The sequence below is a fragment of the Paenibacillus sp. FSL R5-0636 genome (genome assembly GCF_037974255.1).
Lineage (GTDB): Bacteria > Bacillota > Bacilli > Paenibacillales > Paenibacillaceae > Paenibacillus_AQ > Paenibacillus_AQ odorifer.
The window spans coordinates 2,295,157-2,321,570 of sequence record NZ_CP150232.1; the positions used below are offsets into that span (position 1 = coordinate 2,295,157).

The window sequence follows — 26,414 nt, forward strand, 5'->3', positions numbered from 1 at the left end:
TGACCTGCCTAGCTTGGTTCCTCCTGAGGATAGGCTCTGATTTTTTTATGAGGAAGGTGGTGTGGCCCGAGCGGTATCGGGGACAGGAAGAAACGAAGCAATAAGGTTCGAACCTAATTCAGAAGGGAGAATCGAAGCGATGAAAAAAGGAACTTTTTTGAAAGCGCTTAATTTTGTTTTGGTTTTATGTTTGCTTGTACCTGCGTATTGGGCTGCACCCGCACATGCGGAGAACACGCTTATTCAGCAAAGCGATTTTGAAGATGGTACTGTTCAGGGCTGGAGTGGACGTGGGGAAGTTGAGGTGCTTACGGCCAAAACAGATGCGGCACGCAGCGGCACATATGGCCTGGAGGTAAGCGGCCGAACAAAAACGTGGCATGGACCTTCACTGGATGTGACTAGCCAGCTGGAAGTGGGACAAACTTATGTGTTTATTGGATGGGTGAAGCTGCCGGCCGGATCATCTAACGCGAATATCTATATGTCATTGCAGCGGACATTACCTTCTACCATTCATTATGACAATTTGACCTTTGGTGCAGTGACAGCGAACGGTTGGGTGAAGCTTCAGGCGCAGTACAAGCTATTGGAGCCGGCAGATCAACTTTCTATTTATTTTGAAGTGCCGGGTAGCGCGACAACTTCTTTTTATTTGGATGATTTTCGATTGGAAAAGCTACCGGATCTCGGTCCAATTGTCATCGAGGATGCGATTCCTTCGCTGAAGGATGTGTTTGCAAACAAATTTCTGATCGGCTCGGCTTTTACGAATAGTGAGCTGCTGACAGCTCCGGATCGGCAATTGTTATCCAAGCATTTTGATAGTGTAACGCCAGGAAATGTTCTGAAATGGGACAGCACGGAGCCGCAGGAAGGTGTGTTTAATTTCGCTGACGCTGACACGGCAGTAGCTTTTGCTACCGCAAATGGGCAGCAGGTACGTGGACATACCCTGGTCTGGCATTCGCAGACACCGGATTGGGTGTTCCGTGACGCCAGTGGTAATTTGGTCTCCAAAACGGTGTTATATGAGCGGATGAAGAGTCATATTAAGACCGTTATGGAACGTTATAAAGGTGAAATCTATGCTTGGGATGTCGTCAACGAAGTGATTGACACTTCGCAATCTGATGGCATGCGCCGCAGCCTGTGGTACCAGATCGCGGGTGAAGAGTACATTGAGAAGGCGTTCCAGTTCGCTCATGAAGCTGATCCTAACGCAAAACTGTTCATCAATGACTACAATACGCATGAGCCAGCCAAAAGCCAAGCACTATACAATCTGATTGTACGACTTCAGGCTAAAGGGGTTCCTATTGACGGAGTAGGGCATCAAACGCACATCAGCTTGTATTATCCTTCGCTCTCTGAAATCGAAAATTCGATTATCAAGTTCAAGGCTTTAGGGCTGGAAACTCATATTACTGAGCTGGATATTAGTGTGTATTCTGATAATTCTCAAGCCTATGAGACCTTCCCTGATCATTTGAAGCAGCGCCAAGCGGCTTTATACAAATCATTATTTGAGATCTTCCTGAGGCACACGGATACGGTCACGAATGTCACTCTCTGGGGGAAGGATGACAGTAATACTTGGCTGCGCACTTATCCGGTAGCCCGCAACAATTGGCCTTTATTATTTGATGAGCGCCTTCAATCTAAGCCGGCCTACTGGTCCGTATTGGAGACAGTGGCAGCTCCCGTAGTTCCAGCTGCTCCTGCTAACTTGAATGCAGCTGCAGGCAATGGGCTCGTGAATCTTAGCTGGAGCACCTCGGCGGGCGCAACTTCCTATACGGTGAAACGGTCACTTACGAGTGGTGGCCCTTATACCACTCTGACTACGGCTACCGGGACGAGCTATAGCGATGCGGCCGTTAGCAACGGAACGACTTATTATTATGTTGTGAATGCTGTCAATAGTGCGGGTACGAGCAGCAATTCTGTACAAGCGATGGCTACACCGCAAGGCTCGGGGCCTGTCGAACCGGTCACCGGGCTTGCAGTGGCGTATCGGACAGCGGATACTAACCCAAATGACAACCAGATGAAGCCCTATTTTAATATTAAAAATAACGGCACAACTGCAGTCGATCTTAGCGAGCTGAGCATCCGTTACTGGTATACGATCGATGGAGACAAGCCGCAATCCTTTTTCTGCGATTATGCCCAGATCGGCAACAGCAAGGTAGCAGGCAGTTTTGTAAAGCTGGACACGCCTCGAACGGGAGCAGATTACTACTTGGAAGTACAATTCAACGCAGGTGCGGGCATGCTTGCAGCTGGAGGTGCTTCCGGGGATATTCAGACCCGGATACACAAGACAGATTGGAGCAATTTTAACGAGGCCAATGATTATTCGTTTAATTCACTTCAGACCGCTTATGCGGATTGGAACAAGGTGACCCTTTATCGGAACGGAGTGCTGGTATGGGGAACAGAGCCGCAATAGCGAAAGTAGGGGAACTGAGCTTTAATTGTGCTGTTTTTAAATTTTTAGGCAAAACCTCCCTGAAAATAGCTGATTTATGCTGGTTACTTAGCTTTTCAGGGAAATCCTCCCTAAATATCGCCTGAATTCCACTATTATGAGCAAATTGGGGTGAATCTGCGGGAGGTTTTCCCTGATTGCAAGGATTAGAGCAATAAACCAAAGAAAATCAGGGAGGAATTCCTTAATCAAGCATCACGTTTGCTGCAAATAGAGGAGTTACGCGAAAAAGCAAGCCTAGTCGCCAAAAACATGGTGACTAGGCTTGCTTCATTTTTGCCCAGCTGTGGCAAATTACTTTTTAAAAGTTATATTGCGCCTGATGCAGACGGCTGTAAATTCCATCAGCATGGACTAATTCTTCATGTCTGCCTTGTTCAGCGATTCCTTCTTCATTCACGACCATAATCCGGTCGGCATTTTTGATCGTCGTCAAACGGTGAGCGATGACGAGTGTGGTTCTGCCTACGGACAGATCAGCCAGGGATTGCTGAATCGCGGCTTCGGTCTCTGTGTCCAGCGCGGAAGTAGCTTCATCCAGAATCAGAATCGGCGGATTCTTGAGGAACATGCGAGCGATAGCCAGGCGCTGCTTTTGTCCACCGGACAGCTTCACACCGCGCTCCCCGATGACTGTCTCCATTCCATCTGGCAGATTCTGAATGAGCTCCTCCAGATGAGCACGTCGCGCGGCTTCCCAGATTTCAGGCAGCTTTGCATCCAGTTTCCCATAGGCGATATTCTCGCGAATTGTCCCGGAGAACAGGAAAACATCCTGCTGCACGATCCCGATTTGTTTACGCAGCGATTCCAGCTTCATGTCACGGATATCGATGCCATCAATCGTGATGGCCCCGGCTGTGACATCATAGAAGCGCGGAAGCAGGCTGCAGATTGTTGTTTTGCCTGCGCCGGACGGCCCAACAAAGGCAATGGTTTCGCCAGCCTTTACGTTAAGGCTTATATTTTGCAGAACCGGACGATTCTCTTCGTATCCAAAAGATACATCCTGGAATGTAATGTCACCGCGCAAAGCGTTGATCTCCACGGCATCCGGTTTGTCACTGATGTCAGGTTCCGTGTCAATGATCTCCAGATAACGTCTGAAGCCGGCAATTCCTTTAGGATAACTTTCGATTACTGCATTGATTTTCTCGATAGGGCGGAAGAAGATATTCGACAACAAGATAAACGCCACAAATTCACCGATTTGCAGCTCGCCATTGATGAAGAACCATGCGCCGCAGATCATCACCAGGATGGTAATGAGGCGGGTCATCATATAGCTGACGGACAAGCTTCTAGCCATGATTTTATAAGCCAGAAGTTTTGTTTTGCGGAACATTTGATTATCTACTGCGAATAGTTCCTGTTCATGTTGCTCATTGGCAAAAGATTGCACGACCCGAATCCCACCGACATTGTCTTCGATACGGGCATTGAAACTGCCTACATTTTCAAATAGCTGGCGATAAGTTGAAGTCATATTGCGGCCGAAGTAGATGATTACCCAAGCCATAATTGGAACGATAATAAAAGTAATAATCGCCAGCTTCAGATTAATATCAGCCATTAGGAGAAAGGCTCCGACAAGGGTCATAATTGCAATAAATACATCCTCAGGACCGTGATGCGCCACTTCGCCGATATCATTTAAGTCATTGGTGATTCTTCCGATTAGATGGCCTGTTTTATTATTATCAAAGAATCGGAACGAGAGTTTCTGAATATGGTCAAACATTTTTTTACGCATATCAGTTTCGATATTTATGCCCAGCATGTGACCCCAGTAGGTGACAATATACTGCATCACCGTATTTAAGGCGTAGATCGCCAGCAGCGCAACACAAGCGATAAGAATAAGCGGCCAATCTTGACCAGGAAGCAAATCATCAATAAATTTATTGACGGCTACCGGAAAAGCCAGTTCTAGCAGTCCCGCAAAAACAGCGCAGGAGAAATCCAATATAAATAGTTTTCTATACGGACGATAGTAGGAAAAAAACCTTCGAAGCATTCTGTTCACTCTTTTCTGTGGTTTAAATATGAGTCCAATTGAAATTAATTCTCAACTACCCGATGATATGGATACTAAAGATGGCCAGCGGTTTTGTCAATAATTCGGGTATAAAATTACTTAAGGGTTGTAACTTCTAATAGAATAGTAGATGATGGTTCATAGTGTTTAAAATATTTCAAATCCTTGACAAGCTTTCTGCTTGGCGGGGTTATTTGTTTGTAATTTAGGAGGATACACGATGAAAGCATCACAACGCGAAGGACAGATTCTGAATAATAGCTTAATGGATAGCAAATATGATCGCTGGCTGCTTGTGCTGGGAATTATTTTTATCGCTGCAGCGCTGCGGGCTCCATTTACTTCTGTGGGTCCATTAATACAATTGATTCAGGATGACCTCGGCTTATCCAATACTCTAGCAGGAGCTATTACTACTTTACCATTATTAGCTTTTGCCATCTTGTCCCCGTTTGCTCCAAAGCTGGCCCGCCGTTTTGGTTTGGCTAATGTGTTATTAGTTGCCATGGTCATGCTTGCTATGGGAATTCTAATTCGCTCGGGATCTGGAGCAGGTCTGTTGTTCACAGGTACTGCTATACTTGGATTATCTATTGCTGTGTGTAATGTACTGCTTCCAGGTCTTATTAAGGGGAAGTTTCCTCACAAAATCGGGCTAATGACAGGTATCTACACGGTTTCTATGAATTTATGCGCAGCTATTGCCTCAGGAATTAGTGTACCGCTGGCAACGAATGCTGGATTCGGTTGGAGAGGGACCTTGGCCATCTGGTTTATGATCGCAGCTCTAGCAACAGTGTTCTGGATTCCGCAAATGCGTAAGCTTAATCAAGGAACCGGCTCTAAGAGTGCAGCCTCAAGCAAAAATATGTGGCGTTCATCTCTTGCTTGGAAAGTCACGATCTTTATGGGCTTACAGTCGCTGCTTTATTACGTCTTTATTGCCTGGTTTTCGGTTCTCCTCGGTGAACGGGGAATGTCGTCGAGTAATGCGGGTTGGTTTCTCTCGCTCATGCAATTGGCACAACTACCCTTTACTTTCTTCGTGCCGCTGTGGGCAGGCCGGATGAAAAACCAACGTATTCTAGTTATAATCACTGCTGTTCTTTATTTCATCGCATTAGGTGGCATCTGGCAGGGCAGCGGCGCTTTAATGGCTGTCTGGGCGATATGCTTTGGTATTGCCGGAGGATTTGCCTTCGGTCTTGCGATGATGTTCTTCAGTCTAAGAACAAGAAGCACCCAAGAAGCGGCAGAGCTGTCAGGAATGGCCCAATCTGTGGGTTATGTACTGGCAGCAATGGGACCGGCATTATTCGGCTGGCTGCATGATGTAACGAACAGCTGGACGGTGCCATTGATTTTACTGCTGGGTGCAAGTGTGCTGTTGATGGTTGTCGGACTTGGTGCTGGCAGTGATCGGTACGTTGGAGATAGAAAATAGGATCCCGTGTAAAAAGAGTGTACTAACGCGTACTAAGCGCCAGTGCACTCTTTTTTTGATTATTGAACATGGGCAGTAATTTTCATCTATATTAGCTTCGTTTGTAAGCAACAACCCGGATTCTGCGATAGTCCATTACCCAGCGGCCGTCCTGATATAGCGTGGGTTTCAGTTTCTGTTCCATAGAAGAGAGAACTTCTGCGCGTTCAATGGGTGTGAGCACACTTAAGATTCCATCGGCAAAAGTATTCAACCACCGCTGAAATCCTTGCTCCAAGCCTTCCAGTGGTGTTGGCCGGTTAAAACAAAGAGCGAGGTCCACGGTCAGTCCGTGCTTCTCTAGTAGAGTTGCGTACTCGCCAATGCTGGGGAAGTACCAGGGCAAATGCAGCTTATGACTACAGCCAATGGCTGCAAAAGCTTGTGGAAGGCCAGCGACGATGGAAGCAATATTGCCCAGTCCACCGAACTCGGCCACGAAACGGCCGCCTACCCGCAAGCTGGCAACGATTGACGCCGCCGCTCCGTTTGCGTCTGTTAGCCAGTGAAGGGCAGCGTTGCTGAACACAGCATCGACTGGCTGTTCCGCGACATAAGTTTGCCCATCAGCTAAGACAAAGCTTAGATGGGGATGTTTGTCACGGGCTGTCTGAATCATTTCGGCAGAGGCATCAATACCTGTCACAGTGGCGCCTCTAGCAGCAATGGCTGCCGCCAAATCTCCGGTTCCACAGCCCCAATCGATAATCTGTTCGCCAGGCTGTGGGCGAAGCAGCTCAATCAAAGACTCTCCAAACTGAGACACAAAGGCCATATCAGTATCATAGGTTTGGGTATTCCACTGCTGGTTCATAAGTATTCATCCTTTCTATTGATAGATTATTCAGACATCTCCGTCATAACGCCATACTTTATCTATGTTGTACCATATGAGATCTTATAATAGAAATATATAAACTGAATAATATTGATTGGTTGTGCCTATGAGGTCTATATATAGCCCAATTCAATAATACAAAAACCTTGCGTTTTATATGCAAAGGGAGTATAGTATTATGTACAGGCGGTTTTGGTCGCCAGTTACATAATACGCGGTCATGGCGGAATTGGCAGACGCGCTGGCTTCAGGTGCCAGTGGTAGCAATATCGTGGAGGTTCGAGTCCTCTTGACCGCATCATAGCTTAATAGAAAGCCCCTAAATTCGCTCCTATGGCGATTTGGGGGCTTTTTTATTTGCAATTATCATGTAGCTAAATTAGCAATTATGTAGCTGAGCAGCAGTCATGTAGATCAATAGCATCCAACTGATGAATCTCAGCGTTCTCAAACAAATTAACGAAACTATCTCTAAATACAGTCACCGCCAGAGCGCATGGTGTTCTTTAGGTCCATAAACGGAACCTAGGTGAACGGTGTTAAACTAACGGACCGTATGGCCGTTATTATTGATATTTGGCACATTTTACAGGGGTTTCGGACTGCATAGCGCTTATTGCTAAGGAATCGTGTGAAAAGCGAGTGTTTGGTGACGAATAGCTGCATCTGAGTCCGAACGTAAGCTAAAACACGCTATTTTTCGGAAATAGCTGCATCTGAGTCCGATACATCATAATGAGGAAGGAATAGTTGCCACGGTGGGAGTAGCTAGCTGCTGAGTAGCCCCCCCAACAAATCCGTCCTTAGCTAAGTGCTGGGCGGTTTTTTTGTTGCGCTCATAATCGCTGCGAAGAATAAAATGGGTGTTTTTGTATTGACAATTATATCGGCTTCCGTAATAATGGTATTACGGAAGCCGATATATCGACAACAGTAATAGAATGGGGATGAAATGATGCCTGAAAGCACAGAAAGAGGCGCATTAACTGAAGCTGTATTTTATATCTTATTGTCTCTATATACAGCAATGCACGGATACGCAATTATGCAGAATGTGAAGGACTTAAGTAACGGTCGGGTTGATCTGGGCGCGGGCACTTTATACGGAGCACTTAACACTTTACTGGAAAAAGGCTGGATAAAAGCAGTGGAAGGGGAGCAAGGTTCCCGTCGAAAAGAATACGAAATTACCGACTTAGGAAAGTCAGTGATTCAGGGAGAGATTATCCGTCTGGAAGAATTGATAGCGAATGGGAAGAGAATAGCTGGAGGTGAGTCCAAATGAAACATGTGGTTCGCAAGCTGATTTGGGATTATGAGAAGGAAGAAAAGTGGCTTAATGAAATGTCTGCGAAGGGGATGGCTCTATCAGAATTATCTTGGTGCAAATATGTGTTTACAGAGACCCCCAATAATGAGTACACGTATAGAATTGAGCTTTTAGATAACATGCCTGATCATCCGGATAGCATCAAATATCTCAAGTTTTTAGAGGAAAACGGTATAGATTGTGTTAGTACTTACATGCGCTGGGTTTACCTTAGAAAGAAGTCGGGAGAAGGTCCGTTTGATATTTACACAGATCTGGAATCCAGAATAAAACACTATAAGCGAATCAACAGGTTATGGAAATCTGTAATGTGGCTAGAGTTGATTTTAGGTCTATTTAATGTGATGATTGGTGTAATAAATTATTCTTTTTCATCACAGGATCTCAGTATAGTAAACGTAATAATGGGCGGAATGTTGATTTTGTTAGGTCTTGTTTTTTTAATTATTGGTGCACCTATCCGTAAGAAAATTAAGAAGCTTCAGCTGGAAAATTTGATAATAGAATAGGACTTTAGAGTTGTAACATGCACACACGGCAAGTTTCCTTTTCAAAGGGAGACTTGCTGTTTATTTTTGCGCAGTTTTACTGCGAAATTTACCAGTCTATCATTTAGGACTCAACTATCAAGCTTATTTACCGAAAAAAAGGTATACTGAAATTATTACAAGTTTGTTAATATAGTCCCCCATTTTCAAAAGAGGAGGCTTACAGGTGTCTGATTTTCTTTTTAAGCAGCTATACTTACGGTCTTCTATCGGGATTGCGGTAGTCTCTCCGAAGGATGGGACGTTATTACAATCGAATCCTGCGCTATGCCAAATGTTTGGTTATGCAGAAGAAGATCTTTTGAATATAAATTATCTGGATCTTGTGTATCCGGAAGATAAAACTAATAACGATCATTCCGTTATCCTGAACGATCTGCTAGCTGAGCCTGGGACTGCATTGGAGAAAGAACGGCGGTTTTTGCGTAAGGATGGCGAAATCATCTGGGTAGCCCAACATATATTTTTAATCTATCAGGAGAATTCCAGTGAACCCTATGTCCTGATTTCTGAGTTAACGGATATCACTGACCGAAAACTTGCTGAACAGAAGATTCAGGAAGATGAGCATTTATATAATTTGATCACGCAAAATACACCGGATATGATTTCTTTTGGCGATCCTGACGGAACACTGCACTACGTATCTCCCTCAGTGGAGCTGCTGTTAGGTTATTCTGCACAAGAAATGATAGGTACCAAAAGACCCGAGTATTATCACGTAGATGATGCTCTTGAGATGATTGAACAAGGCAAGCTATATTCGGATACGGACGTATTTACTCGTAGAGCCCGTCATAAAGATGGACATTATTTGTGGATCGAGAGTTCTTCCCAAGTGGTACGTGATGAGCAGGGGAACATTAAACAGATATTAACCATTGGTCGCGATATTACTCAGCGCAAGAAATACGAGGATATGCTGGCTAAAGCTCAACACCTTGCGAAGATGGGATCCTGGGAATGGGATATGACAAAATCACGGCTGACGGTTTCCAGAGAGATGCGTAATATTTTTGGCTTTTTGGAAGATGAGAGCAATCATTCTTATTTTGATTACAGACGTGTTTTTGCTTGCATTGATCCTGACGATTTCATCAGACTTGAACAGTTAGTACATCAATCCATGGAGAATGGGACTAATGGCGAAGCAACGGTCCGTATTCATAGTGCGGATGGAGAGCTGAAGTTTCTGGATGTGCACTGGGAAGTGATTACAGATGAAGAAGGAAGACTGCTGCAGATCAGCGGGATAGCCCAGGATGTGACCGAACGTCAACGAATGGAAGAACAACTGCGGGAAAGTGAGCAGAACTATCGTCTGATCTCAGAAAATTCTATGGACTTCATTTCACGTAATGCAGCGGACGGGAGCTTTACCTATCTGTATGCCTCACCCATCTGCCAGACTATGTTTGGCTATGCACCAGAAGAAATGTGCGGAACTAGAGGGATTGATTACATACATCCGGAGGACAGAATCAAATTAACTTCATATCTCAGCAATTGTATGGAAGGGAAGAAGCTTGAGCCTGTTATTCTCCGGTTTTTTTGCAAAGACGGAACCTTTATTTGGACAGAAACGACTCTGCGGTATATTTACTCTGAGACCTGCGGGAATCAGGAGCTTGTCTGTGTAACCCGCGACATTGGGGAACGTACGCGTCATTTTGAAGAAATACAGAAATTAAGTAACGAGTATGCGCTGATCTTGAATTCGGTCTCTGAAGGCATATTTGGGATGAACCTTGAAGGCAACACGATGTTCATTAATCCAGCAGCCATTACTATGTTGGGATTCGATCCTACTGAGTGGGGAAACAGCAAATTTCATGCGATTCACCAAACCTGGCTGGATAACGAGTCTTTTACAGGAATTCAGAAGACGCTGCTTCCTTCACGCTCCAGTAATCTCACTATTGAAGATAGGGAGGGTGTGTTTTGGAGGCAGGATGGTTCAAGCTTTTTAGTCAGATATCGAATGACCCCACTGTTTGATGGTGATGAACGGATTGGGGCGGTTGTCGTCTTTCGAGATATTACGGAGGAGAAGGAGATTGTGCGGGCGAAGGAGTCTGCCGAGGAAGCGGACCGGGCAAAATCGGAGTTTCTAGCGATCATGAGCCATGAGCTGCGCACGCCTATGAACGGCATTATTGGGATGGCTGATCTTTTATCTGGGACGGAGCTGGATGAAGAGCAAAGCTACTACACACAGATCATTAACAAAAGCGGTGAGGCATTGCTTCATATTCTGAATGAAGTGTTGGATTTCAGCAAAATTGAAGCAGGCATGATGACGCTTGAACTACAAATGGTGGATTTGCATGAAGTGATACAGAACGTTTGTGAACTGTTTTATCCGAAGGTTAAGGAGAAAGGGCTTTTACTTACTAGCGAGCTATCTCCTGAGCTTCCAGCCGTCATCATGACTGATGGGGCGAGATTGCGTCAAATTCTCGTAAATCTGGTTGGGAACGCAGTGAAATTTACGGAGACAGGTGAAATCAGTATCTCTGTTATGTTAGAAGCTTCAGAGGCATCCGGAAATCTTATCGTGAAATTTATCGTAAAAGATACAGGATTGGGGATTCCAGTTTCCAGCCAAGGTTTATTATTTCAATCCTTCTCGCAATTGCATCCGTCGATCAATCGTAAATATGGTGGAACTGGGCTTGGACTTGCCATAAGTAAAAAGCTGGCCGAGCTTCTTGGCGGATCTATCGGTGTCAATAGCTGTGAGGATGAAGGCTCGGAGTTTTATTTTACAGTGGAGGCCTCTCTACCCAAAGAGGAATGGGATCAGAAAGTGACCGTTAACGCCTCAACAGATGTGGTCAGAAATGATAAATCTGCTGTTAAAGAGTTAACTACTGGTGAGTATGGACCGATGTCCATTCTTATTGCTGAAGATCATCCTGTGAATCAGCAGCTTATGCAGGCTTATCTGAAAAAGAGGGGATATGTTCCTGACATCGCTTTAAATGGTGAGGAAGCGGTTCGGGCTGTGCTTTCCAATCATTATGATCTGGTATTTATGGATATTCAGATGCCTATTATGGATGGAATTGAAGCAACGGGAATCATACGTGAGAAGCTTGGGCTGACTCCAATTATCATTGCGGCTACAGCTTTTGCAAGAGATGAAGATAAGATGATGTGTCTTAGTGCTGGAATGCAGGATTTCATTTCTAAACCCATCTCGATTAAAGAGCTCGACCGGGTATTAAGAGAATGGTCTGCCCAAATTCGTTTAGGTGAGCATCATTGACAAATAGGGTTATGATTAATATATTGATATTAATCGTAATCATTACGTATATTATTTGTCATGAAAGGACTCTTACCTTGTTAACAATGAAGCGCGGGGATATTTTAATTATTGTGATAGCCTTGTTAGCTGCGGGCTTGATTTATGGCATGAAGTGGTGGGACAGCAGCAATGAGCAGTATCAGCAAGGGGATTTGAAAGCTATAATTACGGTGGACGGTAAAGAGTACAAAACCGTTTCTTTGACTAAAGAAGAACAAATTATAGATATTCAAACGAAATTCGGCCACAATACGCTAAAGGTGTTTGATTATGGAATCCAAATGACCTATTCTGATGCTCCCCTAAGAATTGCTTTGGAAATGGGGTTCATCTCAAGACCCAAACAGCAAATTATTTGTATTCCAGCCCGTATTATGGTAGAAGTATTTAATCCTAATAAGTCTGAGAATGATGAGGATGAGCTAGATGCGATTATTTAGTAATCTTAGTTGAACCTTCTAACTCTTTCCATGCGGTGATAGAGTCAGGACTGGTGTAAATGTAAGGTGTTGCGGGTTGTTTGATAGGTGTAATAGACTCAGCACTAATTTGCATAATTTCTTGACCTTTATAGGGAACAACTTGAAGCTTGCCCCGGACCTCTATCCAGGTATCGGTAGGCAGGCTTTTTAGTTTGCCGGAATCCACTAATATCCCAAAGGGTGTAGCATCGGCAGTGCAGCATTGGACCAGAAATCTACCTATGGCAAAAGAATTCTCTGAATGTTCACCTTGATCACGATATAAAAAGCCGGAAATAGTAATTTCTTTGCCTGCAAATTGTTGTTTGTACATCTCAAGGGCACCTAAGGTTTCGGAGAAAATCGCTGAATAAACTGGGACCACAGGTTGTGCATAAAGGATCTTGGCCAGCTCGGTAAGCTCCTCATGGTAAGGATCAATGGACTCGAATCTCGCGGAATTTTTAGCTTCAGTGGGCAAGGAGGATAGGGAGATTCCTTTTTTAGCAGCGGCCATACTTCCCAAAGCGCGATCCGGAAGGAGAAATCCGAGCAGCAGTGGAAAAAGGAATAATCCATATAGCGCTGTACTTTTGAAAAAAGAATGTGGAAGCCGATGCTCGCAGTCACAGAGAACACTACCCTTGCCAAATAAAGCCTGTACGGCCAGACTGAGCGCCATAAGTGTCAGCGGGATTGGACATAATTGAACCCAGCGTGCCAGCTTGGGCGCTACATAATAATGCAAAGCGTCCTGCTGTACCAGATGCCCGATATAGAGGGCGAAAGCGAGCAGAATGACCGCCCTTAACAAATAGTGAAACCGGATGCTTCGAGAGTCATTCATGCTCTATCCTCCTACCCATGTTGTAAGCAACAGCTTACCACCTCTATGAATTACAGCCACAAGGACATGAATACCGCCCCAATAAACACGCTTGCGAAGATCAGAAAGAACAAATAAAGAGCGAATTTGGTCTTAAACAGTGAGAGCAACATCAATGAATTTTTGAAATCCAGCATCGGTCCGAATACCATAAAAGCGAGCAGAGCACCAGATGGAAAAGAATGTACGAAGGTGGAAGCTACAAAGGCATCTGAGGTGGAACAAAGTGAGAGCACAAATGCCAGTCCCATCATGAAAAAATATGAACCCAGCGGCTTAGCTCCGATCGCAGCCAGACTGTCTTGAACCATAAATGTCTGAATGCCAGCGGTTAATAAGCAACCGATAATTAAATATTTTCCCATCTCAAAAAACTCATCTGAGGTATGGACGAAGACAGCGGCTATTTTTCCCCCACGAGAATTATTGTGATGAACTTCCCCCGTTTCACGCTGAACATTTAGGCGGATGGGAGATTTTTTAACCGTTGCGTAGATTATCAAACCTATGAGACAGGCTACAACAAAAGCCAGACCCATACGGGCATAGGCCAGCTCCGAGTGGCTGCGAAATGCTGTCATGGTCGCCCCATAGACGACAGGATTTAGGATCGGTCCGGACAAAATAAACACGATAGCCACGTAAACAGGCATACCTTTATGGATAAGTCGGCGGACGAGCGGGATCATTCCACATTCGCAGACCGGAAAAATAATTCCGAGCAGACATGCGAACAGAATGGCCGGAAGAGGTCGCCGCGGAATCCACCGGGAAATCATTTCATCCGGGATAAAGACGCGAAGCAGTGAAGATAACAATGCTCCTGCTAATACAAACGGCAAGGCTTCCAGCAATATGCCGATAAAAGCGGTTTTGAAGGTGTCGATGTATGCATTATCCAGCAGTTCCAGATGATTCGGCAGCCATACAAAGCCAATGATAATCAGGAACGAGATCGGGAGGAGCAACGGCAGTATTTTTAATGGTGAAAAGGTAGTCAAAACTCGAATAAGGCGGACCACCGATCTGCCAGCTGTTCTTCATCTATATTCATCCCGATGAACACCACATAAGGCATACCAGGATAACGAGAGGCTTCCCAGGTAGTACGCATCCCCGCATATTGAACAAGCTGAACCGGCTCCTGTTCGGACAAAAGAATATGCCCCTTGGCACGTAATAGATTGTCACCCCATTCTTGGAAGAAGGCCTCTAGGCGTTCTTTAGAAGGCATAGTTGTCCTTACCTGCGGAATGGTTAACGTGATGGCTGTTACCTGCGAGAAAGAAGCGTGCTGCTCCTCATGCAGCTCTTTTACAGCGGTTCCCCCATGCTCTGAATGCATTTGTTTCAGTGATGCTCCTTTGAAGGTTTGAGGCGCTCGCTGTGGAGCCGGAGCTATAATTTTACGTGGGATTATTCCTGACAATATCGGAGACAGGTTGATTTCACTGTAATGGGTGTATACAATTTCAGCCTCCGTATTTTGTTTACGAACTCCCTTTTCAATTCTCCATAAGGTTTCCGGCTCTACGAGATCGCTTTTATTAACGACAATAAGATCAGCTATGGAGAGCTGCTTACGCAGGGTCCGAACGAGCTGTTTGTCAGAGGAGAGTCTGCTGTTATATTCCAGAGCATTTTCCGCATCTAACAGAGTGATGGTATAGTGCAGCTCCACCAGATCCTGTAGAGGGGTTTCCTGCAACGTTTTGGCGATTTCTTCAGGATCGGCGACGCCGGTCAACTCCATGTAAATGGCATCTGGACGTCCTCTCAGCAGCACCATCAGGCTATCTGCCAAATCCTCTTTACGGCTACAACATACGCATCCGTCCAGCAGTTTAGTTACAGCTGTACCGGTATGCTCCTGCAGAATATACCCGTCCACATCCCGTTTGCCCAGTTCATTCATTACTACTCCTGGATTCAGCCCTCTTACCTTGCTTTCTTTCAGCAGGGACAACAGCAGAGTTGTCTTCCCGCTCCCCAGAAACCCGCTCAAAATAATTACTGGTATCTTCATGATCTCCACTCCTGCCTGATTCTCTAGGAATTACAAGAATCATATTTTTTATAATTCCATCTATACGTAATTTGTCCACCAGAAAGACCACAAAATTAAGAGAGTTGAAATTTTTACAAGATCATAGTTGACAGATTGTGAATAAACCGTGTACGATGTGTTAATCGTAATTATTACGATTTAATCAAAAGGAGATGGAAACGATGAGAGTAATCATTACTTTGGCATGTACGGAGACAGGAGATCGCAACTATACCACTACCAAGAATAAGCGAAATCATCCAGGGCGTATGGAAATGAAAAAATATTGTCCACGCCTAAAGAGAGTAACCTTACATCGCGAAACCCGTTAAGGGCGGAGGCTTTTAATCTTGATTTTATAAACGATAGGAGTGGTATAGATGAAAAAGCTCCCTGTTACCGTGCTCAGTGGATATTTGGGCTCTGGGAAAACAACGCTGCTGAATCATATTCTGCACAACCGTGACGGGCTTAAAGTAGCTGTTATTGTAAATGACATGAGTGAAGTCAATGTGGATGCGAATCTGGTGAAGTCCGGAAATACGCTTTCTAGAACAGAAGAGAAATTAGTTGAGATGTCTAATGGTTGCATCTGTTGTACGCTTCGTGATGATTTGATTGTCGAAGTACAAAAGCTGGCTGCGGAAGGGCGATTTGATTACATCCTGATTGAATCCTCAGGCATTAGCGAACCTGTACCAGTGGCACAGACCTTTACCTATGCCAATCCCGAGTTGGATATTGATTTGACTTCGCTTGCTCAATTAGACACGATGGTGACTGTTGTGGATGCTGGGCGTTTCTGGCATGACTTCTCTTCTGGTGATAGTCTGATGGACCGCAACCAAACGGCTGGCGAAGGAGATTTCCGCGATATTGTGGATCTGCTTATTGATCAGATCGAAACTTGTGATGTCTTGCTGCTTAATAAGTGTGATCTGTTGAAAGAAGATGAACTCAACAAGCTTGAAGCTGTGCTCCGTAAGCTTCAACCGTCTGCCAAGCTGATCCGCACGATTAACGGCGTAGTAGATCCGAAGGAAATTCTGAATACCGGATTGTTTGATTTTGAGAAAACAAGCTTATCCTCTGGTTGGATCGCGGAGCTGAATAAAGAGACCCATACCCCTGAAACGGAGGAATACGGAATTTCTTCCTTTGTTTATCGCCGGAGAACACCTTTCCACCCGCAAAGATTAAGTTTTTTCTTTAGCAACTGGCCGGAAGAGGTCGTTCGGGCAAAAGGTGTGGCATGGGTAGCTGCAAAAGGTGATCTTGCAGCTACTATAAGTCAGGCAGGACCTTCCATTCAGTTCGGACCTGCTGGCTACTGGTTGGCTACAATGCCTAAGGATCAGCAGCTGGAGGTACTGGAAAGCGAACCTGAGCTGCAGGCGAAATGGGACGAGCAGTGGGGCGATAGAATAAATGAAATCGTATTTATCGGTGTAAATATAGATCAGGCACAACTCGAAGCCAGATTGGACAGATGTTTGCTGACGGTGGAGGAGCTGAAGCAGGATTGGACAAAGTTCAACAATCCACTTCCGTGGCCTGTTGAAGAACTCCTTGCGGCTGCTGAGGAATAGATACTTAGTAAATTAGCGATGGAAATCCGGAATCCAGAAGGTGGGATTCCGGATTTTTGCTGTATGAAAAAGAGGTCTAATAGTTATTATTACGATTAATTTTTAATTTTGGGTTTACAAATCGTAATGATTACGATATTATCAAATTTGTTAAATCGTAAGACTTACGATTTAATCTGAGATGGACATAACATCAGTCAGAAGGGAGGCGAGGCACGATGATCCTATCATCCATGCGGAATGTAGTGTTCGGGTATGGGGATGAAGCTGTCCTTGATAACATTTCATTAGATATTCATACCGGACAGTTTATTGGTATAACGGGACCCAATGGTGCTGCTAAGACCACCCTGCTGAAGCTAATGCTCGGCCTGCTTCGTCCATGGAGTGGAACGGTTCAGTTGAATAAAGAGTTATCAGATAACGGAAAGATGGTTATCGGCTATGTTCCACAGCAGGTAGCTTCTTTTAACGCAGGATTCCCAAGTAAGGTGATCGAACTGGTTCGCTCGGGTTGTTATCCAAGGCTGGGATTATTTAGACGCTTTACACCTGAGCAGGACGAGATCGTCGAGCGAAGTTTAAAGCAGGTGGATATGTGGCATTTGCGAGACCGGAAGATAGGAGAACTGTCAGGCGGCCAGAAGCAGCGGATTTGCATCGCTCGAGCATTGGCACAACAGCCGCAGATATTGGTTCTCGATGAACCTACTACGGGAATGGATCTGGACAGTCGCATTGGGTTCTATAAGCTGATGCGCCATGATGTCAGTGAACACGGCCGGACCGTAATCATGGTGACGCATGGCCTGGAAGAGACCAGTTCCTATCTGGATACGTTGATCAGCCTGGAACGAAAGGAGAATGAGGGTTGGCAATGTTTAGTTACGAATTCATGCAACGTGCATTTTGGGCCGGTGGTTTAATTGGCATTATTGGTCCGCTTCTCGGGGTATATCTCATGCTTCGCCGTCAGGTCCTAATGGCGGATACCCTCTCTCATGTTTCGCTTGCAGGAGTAGCACTAGGCTCAATACTACAGCTTAATCCGGCACTAAGTGGTTTCATGGTGGCGATTCTCGGTGGTATTGTCATCGAACAGCTTCGACGTTCTTATCGTACATATAGCGAGCTTCCTGTAGCTATTATTATGACCTCTGGATTAGCATTGGCAGTTGTACTTATGAGCTTAAAGCAGAATTTAAGTAAAAGCTTCAGTTCCTATCTGTTTGGTTCCATCGTTGCGGTCAGCGACACTCAACTAAAGATTATCGCTGTGGTTGCTGTAATCGGTCTGGTCTATTTTATTGTGTTACGCAGATCTTTATATAATCTGACCTTTGATGAAGAGACCGCTAGTATTAGTGGAGTTCATGTGGGCTGGTTATCATTTTCGTTTGCTGTACTAACTGGAATGACAGTAGCTGCTGCGATGCCAGTTGTTGGAGTGCTGTTAGTCTCAGCGCTTATTGTTTTGCCAGCTTCGATTGCCTTGCGTATAGCGTCTGGTTTCACGACAGCTATATTGATATCAATTGGCGTAGGGTTACTCGGCGTTTTTAGTGGCCTAAGTGCCTCGTATTACATCAATACACCGCCTGGTGGGACGATTGCTCTTATACTGCTATCGTTCTTATTAATCGCAATTTTGGTACAGAAGCTGATCCGACTTAGAAATCGTCGGCGAATTCATAAATCTATTTCCAGAAAAGGAGTTACAACTCTCAATGAAATTTAGAATCCATCATTTAGCCATTTTGTCCCTGTCCGCGTTACTTATTGCCGCAGGTTGCGGTAATAATAATGCCAGTAATTCTTCTACTACTACGAATGCATCTGGAGCCGCAGAAGCCACAGCCCTTCCAGAGTCATCTAAACTAAATATTAAAGTCAGTTTCTATCCAATTTACGAGTTTACCAAAAATGTGGCAGGAGATCTGGCGGACGTGGAAGCACTCATACCGGCAGGAATCGAACCCCATGATTGGGAACCGACTGCACAAGATATGGCAGAAATCTCAGATGCGGATATGCTGATCTATAATGGCGCAGGAATGGAAGGCTGGGTAGACCAGGTGCTGGAAAGTATATCTGGCACTCCGTTAATTACTGTAGAAGCGAGCAAGGGTCTGGACATCATGGAAGGCACGGAAGAGGAAGAAGCTGACCACCACCATGAAGAAGGAGAACATGCTCATGAAGAAGGAGAGCATGCTCATGAAGAAGGGGAGCATGCTCATGAAGAAGGAGAACATGCGCATGAAGAAGGAGAACATGCTCATGAAGAGCATTCGCATGATCACGGTGGATTAGATCCGCATGTGTGGCTCAATCCTACACTAGCCATTCAAGAAGTGCGTAACATTGAAGCAGCTTTAGCTGCTGCCGCACCTGAACATGCCGAGGATTTTAAGACAAATGCAGAGGCTTATGTAGCTAAGCTGGAGCAACTGGATCAAGAATTTAAGGACGGTCTTAAGGATACTAAACGCAAGGATTTTATCACTCAGCATGCGGCTTTTGGTTACCTTGCCAAGCAGTACGGATTAACTCAGGTCCCGATTGCCGGACTATCTCCGGAGCAGGAGCCTTCTGCCGCAAATATGAGTAAGATTGTGGAGTTTGCGAAAGAGCATAAAGTGAAGACGATTTTCTTCGAGACACTTGTATCCTCCAGTGTGGCAGACACAATAGCAAAAGAGATTGGTGCCAAAGCAGCCGTTCTAAACCCAATTGAAGGATTAACAGAGGAAGATCGCAGTCAAAACCTGGATTATTTAGGAATCATGCGTCAGAACCTGGAAGCCTTGAAGAGTGCATTGAACGAGTAGATTTAAAGGATGGAAGGAGAACGAACATGGCCAAGAAATCTAAAGTTGTGAAAGAATTGAAGAGACAAGCACTAGTCGCCAAATACGCTGTTAAAAGAAAAGAACTAAAGGAACAAGGGGACTATATGGCTTTGCAAAAGCTGCCACGTGATTCCTCCGCAACTCGTCAAAAAAATAGATGCCAAGTGTCTGGCAGACCTCGAGGTTATTTGCGCAAATTTAATGTTTCCCGAATTGTATTCCGCGAATTGGCGCATAAAGGCCAGATTCCGGGTATTACCAAGTCGAGTTGGTAAATGAGAACGGCCAATCCTCCGTAGTTTAGAGGATTGGCCGTTTTTGCTGCTCATCCATCATGGACTTTAGAAAATTCGGCTATGCTAAGAATAGGAAAATGATTTATCATAGAAGGAATATATTTCTATTTAATATGGAGGTGATGCAAATGAGCTATACCGATACTTTTATTCGTGTAGCAGAGGACTGCCCTGAGGAAATCGGAGTTCCTCCGATGTCTTGCCGAACACTCCCGCCTGCACATGTGATTCAATATGAACTGTTAATTAATGAGCCCTACAAATACAATCATGAAGAACTTCTGTACGAGGTTCATGTGCGCCATAAACAAATTCCACAGGAAGAACGTTTGGCCCGTAAGGAACAAATATGGAACGAGCTATTTTCCAAAAATCATCCTTGTCTAAGGGCTTCACTGCTGCCGAAGCGGTTTGGTTGGGGTGTTCATTATAACGGTGAGGGTAAAATAGCTCTTTATGGCAAAGAGTCTCCCGAATATGACTATTTCACTTCCCAAGAGGAGGGAACTGTGAAATTACTGCCTGCGATGCGTAACAAACGTGCTTCAAGAGGAGAGGAATAAGCTGTATAAATTCATAGAAGAAATCACACTTAATACTTGGGCTGCGGAGCAGAGCGTTCTCCTGCAGGGCTGGATTCTACGTACGGCAGCTGGTTATACAAAAAGGGCCAATTCGGTCAATCCATTATACGGGGCTGACAGCTCTCAGGTTGATCTCGCAGAACAAATCAAGCTTGCGGAGCGGTATTATGAGCATGCTGGACTACAGCCAGTGTTCAAAATAACCCCCTATATCCAGCCGGCAAAGCTTGATGAGATGCTTGCGGATCGCGGTTATACAATTGTCGAGCCTTCATCGGTAAGGCTTCTTGATCTGGGGGGCTTAGCGAGCCCCGATCTGTGTTATACGGTTCAGATGCAGGAGAGCTTGACTGAAGAGTGGCTGCACGCCTTCAGTGAGCTTACCGGGTTGTCTGGCAAGAACCGGGAAACCTTAACTAGAATGTTGTCTGCATCACATTTGCAGCAGGGTTATGTCCTGTTGTTTAATCATGGTGTTCCTGCCGCCTGCGGACTTGGTGTGATTCAGAATGGATACTTGGGTCTGTATGATATTGTCACTTCCCCTGCTCATCGTAGAAAGGGAATGGCGGAACAGCTGCTGCTAGCGTTGCTTAATTGGGGTAGAGCAAAGGGAGCAACAACTTCCTTTCTGCAAGTTGTGCAAGCGAATACGGGGGCTTCAGCCTTGTATGACAAGCTGGGTTTTAAGGAGATTTATCAGTATTGGTATAGAGTGAAAAACTAGCTGAGGAGGGGATGCGGTGAGAAAATTAGGATTAAATCTCCTGATCATTAGTGTGTACTGTTTTCCATTTGTATATTTCGCGATGGATAAAGATTTCAATAATGGTTCAATAGTTGGTTATTTAATGATGATCGTCATAACATCGCTAATAGCTTTTTTGGGAAAATGGTCTAATAATATAATTGCTGTAGTCATTGGGAATATCGCTTCTGCGTTTGTTTCGTATTATTTTATTAGCAAATTGTCAGGAGAAGGCGGTTGGGACGGGACGTTTTTCAAACCACTTGGACCTACAGGATCGTTTTTATTTTTTAGTATGCTAAACCTGATCCCTCAATTCCTTGCGATGAAATTAGCGAATAAATTTAAAAAGAAGGTCTAATCTATGTCCGAATACTGGAGTCGAAGATTTGCTCAGGAAGGCATGATCTGGGGGAGTGAACCTAGTCCTACAGCCCAGGCAGCAAGGGAGATATTTCGGCAATATGACGTGAAATCAGTTTTAGTCCCGGGTGCGGGATACGGAAGAAATACGAAGGTGTTCTCAGATGAGTTTAAGACCTTAGGCGTTGAGTTAAGCGAGGATGCGTTAAGGATGGCGGCAGAATGGGATCCCAAGAGCCATTTTATCTCAGGTTCCGTATTAGAGCCTATTTCTGAAGTACAGGTTGATGCTGTCTACTGCTATGACGTGTTGCATTTATTTCTCGAAGAGGATCGCCGCAGGCTCGTAGCTAATTGTCTGGAACAGCTGCGGCCGGATGGCTTGCTATATTTTACCAGTTTTTCCGATGAGGATGCGAACAACGGCTGTGGAACACTTTTGGAACCGGGAACCTACGAATACAAAGAGGGAAAATACGCCCATTTTTTTAGTGATGAAGATTTAAGACAACATTTTGCAGGTACGAAAATAATTTCGACCGGCTCATGTGTGGAGACTTTATGTGGGCCGCTTGGAAAAAAACATCAATACATACTGAGATATATAGTCGCACGTAAATCTGCACTTAGCAAATAATATAGGGAGGAACTCCCTATAATTTCGTTGAATATCCGTAGAATCGGCTATATCAAATGAATTATAGGGACTTTTTCCCTAGACCTCTGCTCGATGATCAGGAATACCTTATTTACACAAATTTACCTTGACCCGGTAGCGCCATTTCTTTGAAATTTTTGCATAAATGAGCAAGCTGGGTAGACAGCTCCTCACCTTCCATGGGTACTCCATGTCCCGAAAGAACAAGATGTGGATTCAGCAAGGCAAGGGTACGGACTGATTTCTCGGCATCTTCCCAGTCTGTCGTGAAATAAGAGGGTGGGCCATGCACCACCTGATGCTGCGTAGCCACTGCAAATACGGATTCCTGTTTGACCGTAAGGAACGTATCACCAGCGATCAGGACTCTATCCTCAGGCCTGAACAGGGAGATATGCCCGGGACTATGTCCAGGGGTATGGATCCATTCCCAGCCCTTCGCACCAGGGACAGTCCCGTCTTCCGGCAAGGGGTGAACGGCTGAACCAAGATCAATGCCATGATGTGAAAATAAAGGGGATATCATGCTCATAAGCCCGCCGCCTACGGCCGGATCGGCTGGAGGGTAATCTTCTTTACCTGTCAGAAAAGGCAGTTCTAGCGGATGAGCATATACAGGCACGTTCCATTCCTCAACAAGCCTTTTCACACCCCCAATATGGTCAAAATGCCCATGCGTCAGGATAATTGCCACCGGAGGCTTATCATAATGCTCCGTAGCAAAATCAATAATATTGCCTGTATATGAGCTAAGACCAGTATCTACAAGAACCCAATCCGAAGAGGGCTGGCCAATTAATGCGACATTTACAAACATAGTGCGAAGTCCAATGACACCAGGGGTCACATTCCAAGTATCGGTATAGCCCTTTGACAGTATTCCGTTAAGTTTCATCTTGCGCCTCCTGACCCGTTCTTTAGTACTACACAATGTATCTACATACAGTAGTATGACCTCTTTTTAAGAAAAAAAGGTATGGCAAATAACCCTTCTCATGATTTCTTGAAGAAGGGCTGTGTTAAACGTGTTCTGTGAGAGGATTGTATTAGAGCGTTCCGCAGTCTGCAAATAGAATATGGCGTGGAATCCGAAAGAAAGCTTCGGCTTTTTCCTGCAGAGCAGGGGTCGGCAGATGGCTGTTGTGGAGCCATTTCCGAAACGTTCCGGGATGGACGCCTATCCAAATACTTACATCCGTTACTGAGAAATCGTAAACCATACAAAGTCCGGTCAGGATAACATTGCTGCGCGGTGAACTGGTAATACTTCTTTTCATAAATCGTGAGGGTGTAGGCTGACATACAATGGGGCTTTGACGAATCAATGCTTCATTGAACAGAATGTGGGGTGGGTACCCCAATAGGCGGCAGGTCTTGTCAATGTTATTGTTGGAAGGGATACGACCTTCGTATACCCAAGCGCTTACACTGCGTGAGGATATACCAAGCTCTTCTGCGAGTCGTGACAGCTTGATATCCTTAGCCATCAATACAGCAAGCAGCACACGGTTTCTAATCTGGCTGCGCTTTGGACGGCGAAATCTTTTGACTCGAACGCCTTGTCCAAGGTATTTGCGATTGATCAGAGACCACGCCTGGATATTATGAGTTTCTTGTTGGTTATTAGGCATAATTCCTCCGATTTTTTAATTTATATTTGGAACCCCTTGTAAATCCTAGAGTTATAAAGTTTATTTGGGTTCGTATTTAAATAAAAATAACGTAAAAATCACATTTCTTGCTTTTGATTGATATCTAGGATCTTGCCGAAGTGGATTCTGACCTTCTCATTCGCACTTTTTTTCATACGTTCTGTTACATGAGTGTAAATTTTCAAAGTTGTTTTTGAATCACCATGACCTACTCGATGCATAATAGTCTTAAGGTCCACTCCAACCTCAGTCAACAGACTGATATGCGTGTGCCGTAAGATATGAGGGGTTGCATGTTTTTTAATGGATGTTTTTTTCATGATACGTTTCATTCTGTCAATTATATTCTTTTGCACGTATGGATATCCATTGTCGTGACAAAAAATAAACTTTCCATTATGGTAATCATCAGCCTGCTGGCAGTACCTTTGGTGGCGTATAACTTGTTTTTCCTTATAAGACTTTAACATTTCGATAATACTTTCGTCTAGATCAAACGTGCTAATGGAACTTTTTGTCTTCGGTGGGTTTAGCTTATATTCACGCATATTATTATCTGGATTATAAATTGTCTTCGTAATGCGAACATCGTAAGTTTCAAAGTTAATGTCTGACCATTTCAAAGCACATAACTCCCCAGGTCTCATCCCAGAAAAAGCTAATAGGTAAAAAGTTTCTAAATCTCCACGTTTTCCAAACAATTGGACCTTTTCTAGAAATTCCTCAAGCTCGTGCCTCTCGAAATACTTTTCTGCCAGAATATCATTTTCTATTTCCTCAACTGTACTTTCCTTTATTGGTATTACAGATCCTTCACAGGGATTATCTTTTCGTAGCCCATGAACAACCGCAAAATTAAAAATCATTCCAGCTGTAATTTTTGTGCTATTCATGCTTGAGTGACTATATCCATTGTTATCCATAGTAATCAACATTTTTTGAATATCTTTCAGTTTTATGCTGTCAATATTTGATTTGGCGAAATGGTGAAGCAATATCTTAACGGATTTACTTCTTGTTCGCACGGTACTTGATCTAACACCACTTTTTGAATATGTTTCTAAAAAATCAGTTGCAACTTCTTCGAATCTAGTTTTCTTGGCTTTCTTAATGTCAATTCCACTTCTAAGGTTGTTAACAGCATCTTGTGCACGTTGTAAAGCTTCGTTCTTAGTATCCGCCCTACGGGACACTTGCTGCCTTACTCCAGTTACGGGATTGGTTGGACCTTCCAAGACACATATCCATTTATATCCTTGTTTATTTTTTGCTTGAACTTTCGAGAAGTAAGCCATATCTTATCCACCTTTCATTAAAAATTCAAAGCGTCATCAATTACGTCCAAAGGAAGGTATAGTTGTTCAATATCATTGCCATGCCGCCATGCTACGCGGGATAAATTTATCGTTATACTACCCTTGTCTTTGGAGATTGAGAGGTCACTCGGGATGATAGAAGCAATATCTTTCATTCTTCCAGATGGCTTGTCGCATGTTTTGTAATCACGATTGATCTGTATATCTAGTGATCCATTCCAATCAAATTCGATAGGGTGTTCAATCACTAAAGCATGAGGACGAGAAAAATCACCATCCCAACTGTAATATGCTCGGATACGAGGCTGAGTTTGAGTATCCCTTCTAAAATGAAAATCAGCTGCTTTACTGTGCGTATCTTCTTGTTTTGAAGATGCTGCTGCTATAGCACCTAAAGCAGATAGCATATCAGATTGAGCAATTCGTTCTTCAATCTGTTGAAATCTCTTTTTGGCTATTTCTAGTGGCATCTTAAACTCATGGGCAATAAAGCCAATAGCCTCATTTTTGTTATTAGGTAGTGGTAACGACTGAAATATATAAAAAGGAATAGAAGTGTAAAGAGAAAAGAAATCAGCTTCATTTTCCTGGGCATCTCTAAATAATGATGGCATCCAACGCTGATCCCCTGAATGCCTTACGACATGACAAAGTTCGTGGAAAAAAAATTTCCTGAGTAGATTCTCTTCCTCATATTTATTTAAAAAAATGATGCGTTCCTCATTGTCACTGAAAGAGGTGTGCTCATAATAGATTACTTCGGTATTAAATATTCTAGAGACTTTTTCAATAGTGAGATCAGAAGGTCGAAAAATTCCATTTTCTTGATATCTGTCTTCGATCCATTGTTCAAGTGGAGTTTTAAAGTATTGGTAAAAGTTCATATGTATTCCTCCTAAAAGCGCACGTATGTTCTGT

The 26,414-nt window shown here is 44.2% G+C and carries 25 protein-coding genes and 1 tRNA gene; 17 read left to right on the forward strand and 9 right to left on the reverse strand.

From position 1 onward, the window contains the following. Positions 1-139 precede the first annotated feature (139 nt). Complete coding sequence (locus MKX34_RS09900; protein ID WP_076107477.1) at positions 140-2,455, forward strand: endo-1,4-beta-xylanase; 2,316 nt, start codon at positions 140-142, stop codon at positions 2,453-2,455. A gap of 340 nt (positions 2,456-2,795) precedes the next feature. Here MKX34_RS09900 and MKX34_RS09905 read toward each other — a convergent pair whose 3' ends face one another. Continuing rightward, positions 2,796-4,511 (reverse strand): ABC transporter ATP-binding protein, encoded by a 1,716-nt coding sequence (locus MKX34_RS09905; protein WP_076296067.1) that lies wholly within the window; start codon positions 4,509-4,511, stop codon positions 2,796-2,798. Between the two features lie 286 nt (positions 4,512-4,797). Between MKX34_RS09905 and MKX34_RS09910 the strand changes: the two genes are divergently transcribed. After that, the gene (locus MKX34_RS09910) at positions 4,798-5,976 is read left to right on the forward strand and encodes an MFS transporter (RefSeq protein WP_244886503.1); all 1,179 of its coding nucleotides are present in this window, start codon (positions 4,798-4,800) and stop codon (positions 5,974-5,976) included. 91 nt (positions 5,977-6,067) lie between these two features. On the opposite strand, the gene MKX34_RS09915 is transcribed toward MKX34_RS09910, so the two are convergent. Continuing rightward, a complete protein-coding gene (locus MKX34_RS09915) occupies positions 6,068-6,829 on the reverse strand; it encodes a methyltransferase domain-containing protein (protein WP_076296069.1) in 762 nt (253 codons plus the stop codon). A gap of 238 nt (positions 6,830-7,067) precedes the next feature. Here MKX34_RS09915 and MKX34_RS09920 point away from each other — a divergent pair. The 5 genes from MKX34_RS09920 to MKX34_RS09940 all read left to right on the forward strand — a co-directional run bounded on the left by MKX34_RS09920 (position 7,068) and on the right by MKX34_RS09940 (position 12,484). Beyond that, positions 7,068-7,151 (forward strand) — tRNA-Leu (locus MKX34_RS09920). A 657-nt stretch (positions 7,152-7,808) separates the two neighbouring features. Continuing rightward, positions 7,809-8,138 (forward strand): PadR family transcriptional regulator, encoded by a 330-nt coding sequence (locus MKX34_RS09925; RefSeq protein WP_036679357.1) that lies wholly within the window; start codon positions 7,809-7,811, stop codon positions 8,136-8,138. Further along, on the forward strand, positions 8,135-8,692 hold the full coding sequence (locus MKX34_RS09930) for a DUF2812 domain-containing protein (RefSeq protein WP_036679361.1): 558 nt from the start codon (positions 8,135-8,137) through the stop codon (positions 8,690-8,692). Before MKX34_RS09925 ends, MKX34_RS09930 begins: the two co-directional genes overlap by 4 nt. Positions 8,693-8,897: 205 nt before the next feature. Then, a complete protein-coding gene (locus tag MKX34_RS09935) occupies positions 8,898-12,002 on the forward strand; it encodes a PAS domain-containing hybrid sensor histidine kinase/response regulator (RefSeq protein WP_076296070.1) in 3,105 nt (1,034 codons plus the stop codon). Between the two features lie 11 nt (positions 12,003-12,013). Continuing rightward, positions 12,014-12,484: a NusG domain II-containing protein gene (locus MKX34_RS09940; RefSeq protein ID WP_244886456.1), complete on the forward strand. Its 471-nt coding sequence runs from the start codon at positions 12,014-12,016 to the stop codon at positions 12,482-12,484. Here the strand turns inward: MKX34_RS09940 and MKX34_RS09945 are convergent. Genes MKX34_RS09945 through MKX34_RS09955 form a run of 3 tightly spaced genes read right to left on the reverse strand, consistent with a single transcriptional unit; the run spans position 12,477 to position 15,417 of the window. Further along, positions 12,477-13,352, reverse strand: coding sequence for a TIGR03943 family protein (locus MKX34_RS09945; protein ID WP_038569778.1), 876 nt, complete (start codon positions 13,350-13,352; stop codon positions 12,477-12,479). The genes MKX34_RS09940 and MKX34_RS09945 overlap by 8 nt on opposite strands. Before the next feature lie 50 nt (positions 13,353-13,402). Beyond that, complete coding sequence (locus MKX34_RS09950; RefSeq protein WP_076296071.1) at positions 13,403-14,392, reverse strand: permease; 990 nt, start codon at positions 14,390-14,392, stop codon at positions 13,403-13,405. Next, positions 14,389-15,417 (reverse strand): GTP-binding protein, encoded by a 1,029-nt coding sequence (locus MKX34_RS09955; protein ID WP_076296072.1) that lies wholly within the window; start codon positions 15,415-15,417, stop codon positions 14,389-14,391. Before MKX34_RS09955 ends, MKX34_RS09950 begins: the two co-directional genes overlap by 4 nt. A gap of 203 nt (positions 15,418-15,620) precedes the next feature. On the opposite strand from MKX34_RS09955, the gene rpmG reads away from it, so the two are divergent. The 10 genes from rpmG to MKX34_RS10005 all read left to right on the forward strand — a co-directional run bounded on the left by rpmG (position 15,621) and on the right by MKX34_RS10005 (position 22,507). Further along, a complete protein-coding gene (gene rpmG / locus MKX34_RS09960) occupies positions 15,621-15,770 on the forward strand; it encodes a 50S ribosomal protein L33 (protein ID WP_076098468.1) in 150 nt (49 codons plus the stop codon). A gap of 48 nt (positions 15,771-15,818) precedes the next feature. Next, complete coding sequence (locus MKX34_RS09965; protein WP_036679375.1) at positions 15,819-17,027, forward strand: GTP-binding protein; 1,209 nt, start codon at positions 15,819-15,821, stop codon at positions 17,025-17,027. 218 nt (positions 17,028-17,245) lie between these two features. After that, on the forward strand, positions 17,246-17,953 hold the full coding sequence (locus MKX34_RS09970; protein WP_036679376.1) for a metal ABC transporter ATP-binding protein: 708 nt from the start codon (positions 17,246-17,248) through the stop codon (positions 17,951-17,953). Then, entirely contained in the window at positions 17,899-18,765 is an 867-nt protein-coding gene (locus MKX34_RS09975; RefSeq protein ID WP_076098466.1) for a metal ABC transporter permease, read from the forward strand. The genes MKX34_RS09970 and MKX34_RS09975 overlap by 55 nt, the downstream gene beginning before the upstream one ends. Then, complete coding sequence (locus tag MKX34_RS09980) at positions 18,755-19,858, forward strand: metal ABC transporter substrate-binding protein (RefSeq protein WP_076296073.1); 1,104 nt, start codon at positions 18,755-18,757, stop codon at positions 19,856-19,858. The genes MKX34_RS09975 and MKX34_RS09980 overlap by 11 nt, the downstream gene beginning before the upstream one ends. Before the next feature lie 26 nt (positions 19,859-19,884). Further along, positions 19,885-20,154 (forward strand): 30S ribosomal protein S14, encoded by a 270-nt coding sequence (gene rpsN / locus MKX34_RS09985; RefSeq protein WP_038569786.1) that lies wholly within the window; start codon positions 19,885-19,887, stop codon positions 20,152-20,154. Positions 20,155-20,303: 149 nt separating this feature from the next. Then, positions 20,304-20,738 (forward strand): DUF6157 family protein, encoded by a 435-nt coding sequence (locus tag MKX34_RS09990; protein WP_080742457.1) that lies wholly within the window; start codon positions 20,304-20,306, stop codon positions 20,736-20,738. Further along, positions 20,716-21,486 (forward strand): GNAT family N-acetyltransferase, encoded by a 771-nt coding sequence (locus tag MKX34_RS09995; RefSeq protein ID WP_081383813.1) that lies wholly within the window; start codon positions 20,716-20,718, stop codon positions 21,484-21,486. The genes MKX34_RS09990 and MKX34_RS09995 overlap by 23 nt, the downstream gene beginning before the upstream one ends. A 16-nt stretch (positions 21,487-21,502) precedes the next feature. Then, positions 21,503-21,868 carry a hypothetical protein gene (locus MKX34_RS10000; protein WP_076296074.1) on the forward strand — a complete coding sequence of 122 codons (366 nt, stop codon included), beginning with the start codon at positions 21,503-21,505 and terminating at the stop codon, positions 21,866-21,868. Positions 21,869-21,871: 3 nt separating this feature from the next. After that, positions 21,872-22,507, forward strand: a complete 636-nt coding sequence (locus tag MKX34_RS10005; protein ID WP_076296075.1) for a class I SAM-dependent methyltransferase — start codon at positions 21,872-21,874, stop codon at positions 22,505-22,507. A gap of 112 nt (positions 22,508-22,619) precedes the next feature. Here the strand turns inward: MKX34_RS10005 and MKX34_RS10010 are convergent, their stop codons facing one another. From MKX34_RS10010 to MKX34_RS10025, 4 genes are all read right to left on the reverse strand, one after another. Beyond that, positions 22,620-23,423, reverse strand: coding sequence for an MBL fold metallo-hydrolase (locus tag MKX34_RS10010; RefSeq protein WP_076296076.1), 804 nt, complete (start codon positions 23,421-23,423; stop codon positions 22,620-22,622). Between the two features lie 151 nt (positions 23,424-23,574). Then, positions 23,575-24,159, reverse strand: coding sequence for a helix-turn-helix transcriptional regulator (locus MKX34_RS10015; protein ID WP_036679391.1), 585 nt, complete (start codon positions 24,157-24,159; stop codon positions 23,575-23,577). Positions 24,160-24,257: 98 nt separating this feature from the next. Continuing rightward, positions 24,258-25,475 carry a tyrosine-type recombinase/integrase gene (locus MKX34_RS10020; protein ID WP_076296077.1) on the reverse strand — a complete coding sequence of 406 codons (1,218 nt, stop codon included), beginning with the start codon at positions 25,473-25,475 and terminating at the stop codon, positions 24,258-24,260. 17 nt (positions 25,476-25,492) lie between these two features. Further along, entirely contained in the window at positions 25,493-26,380 is an 888-nt protein-coding gene (locus MKX34_RS10025; protein WP_076296078.1) for an ImmA/IrrE family metallo-endopeptidase, read from the reverse strand. Positions 26,381-26,414: the final 34 nt, after the last annotated feature.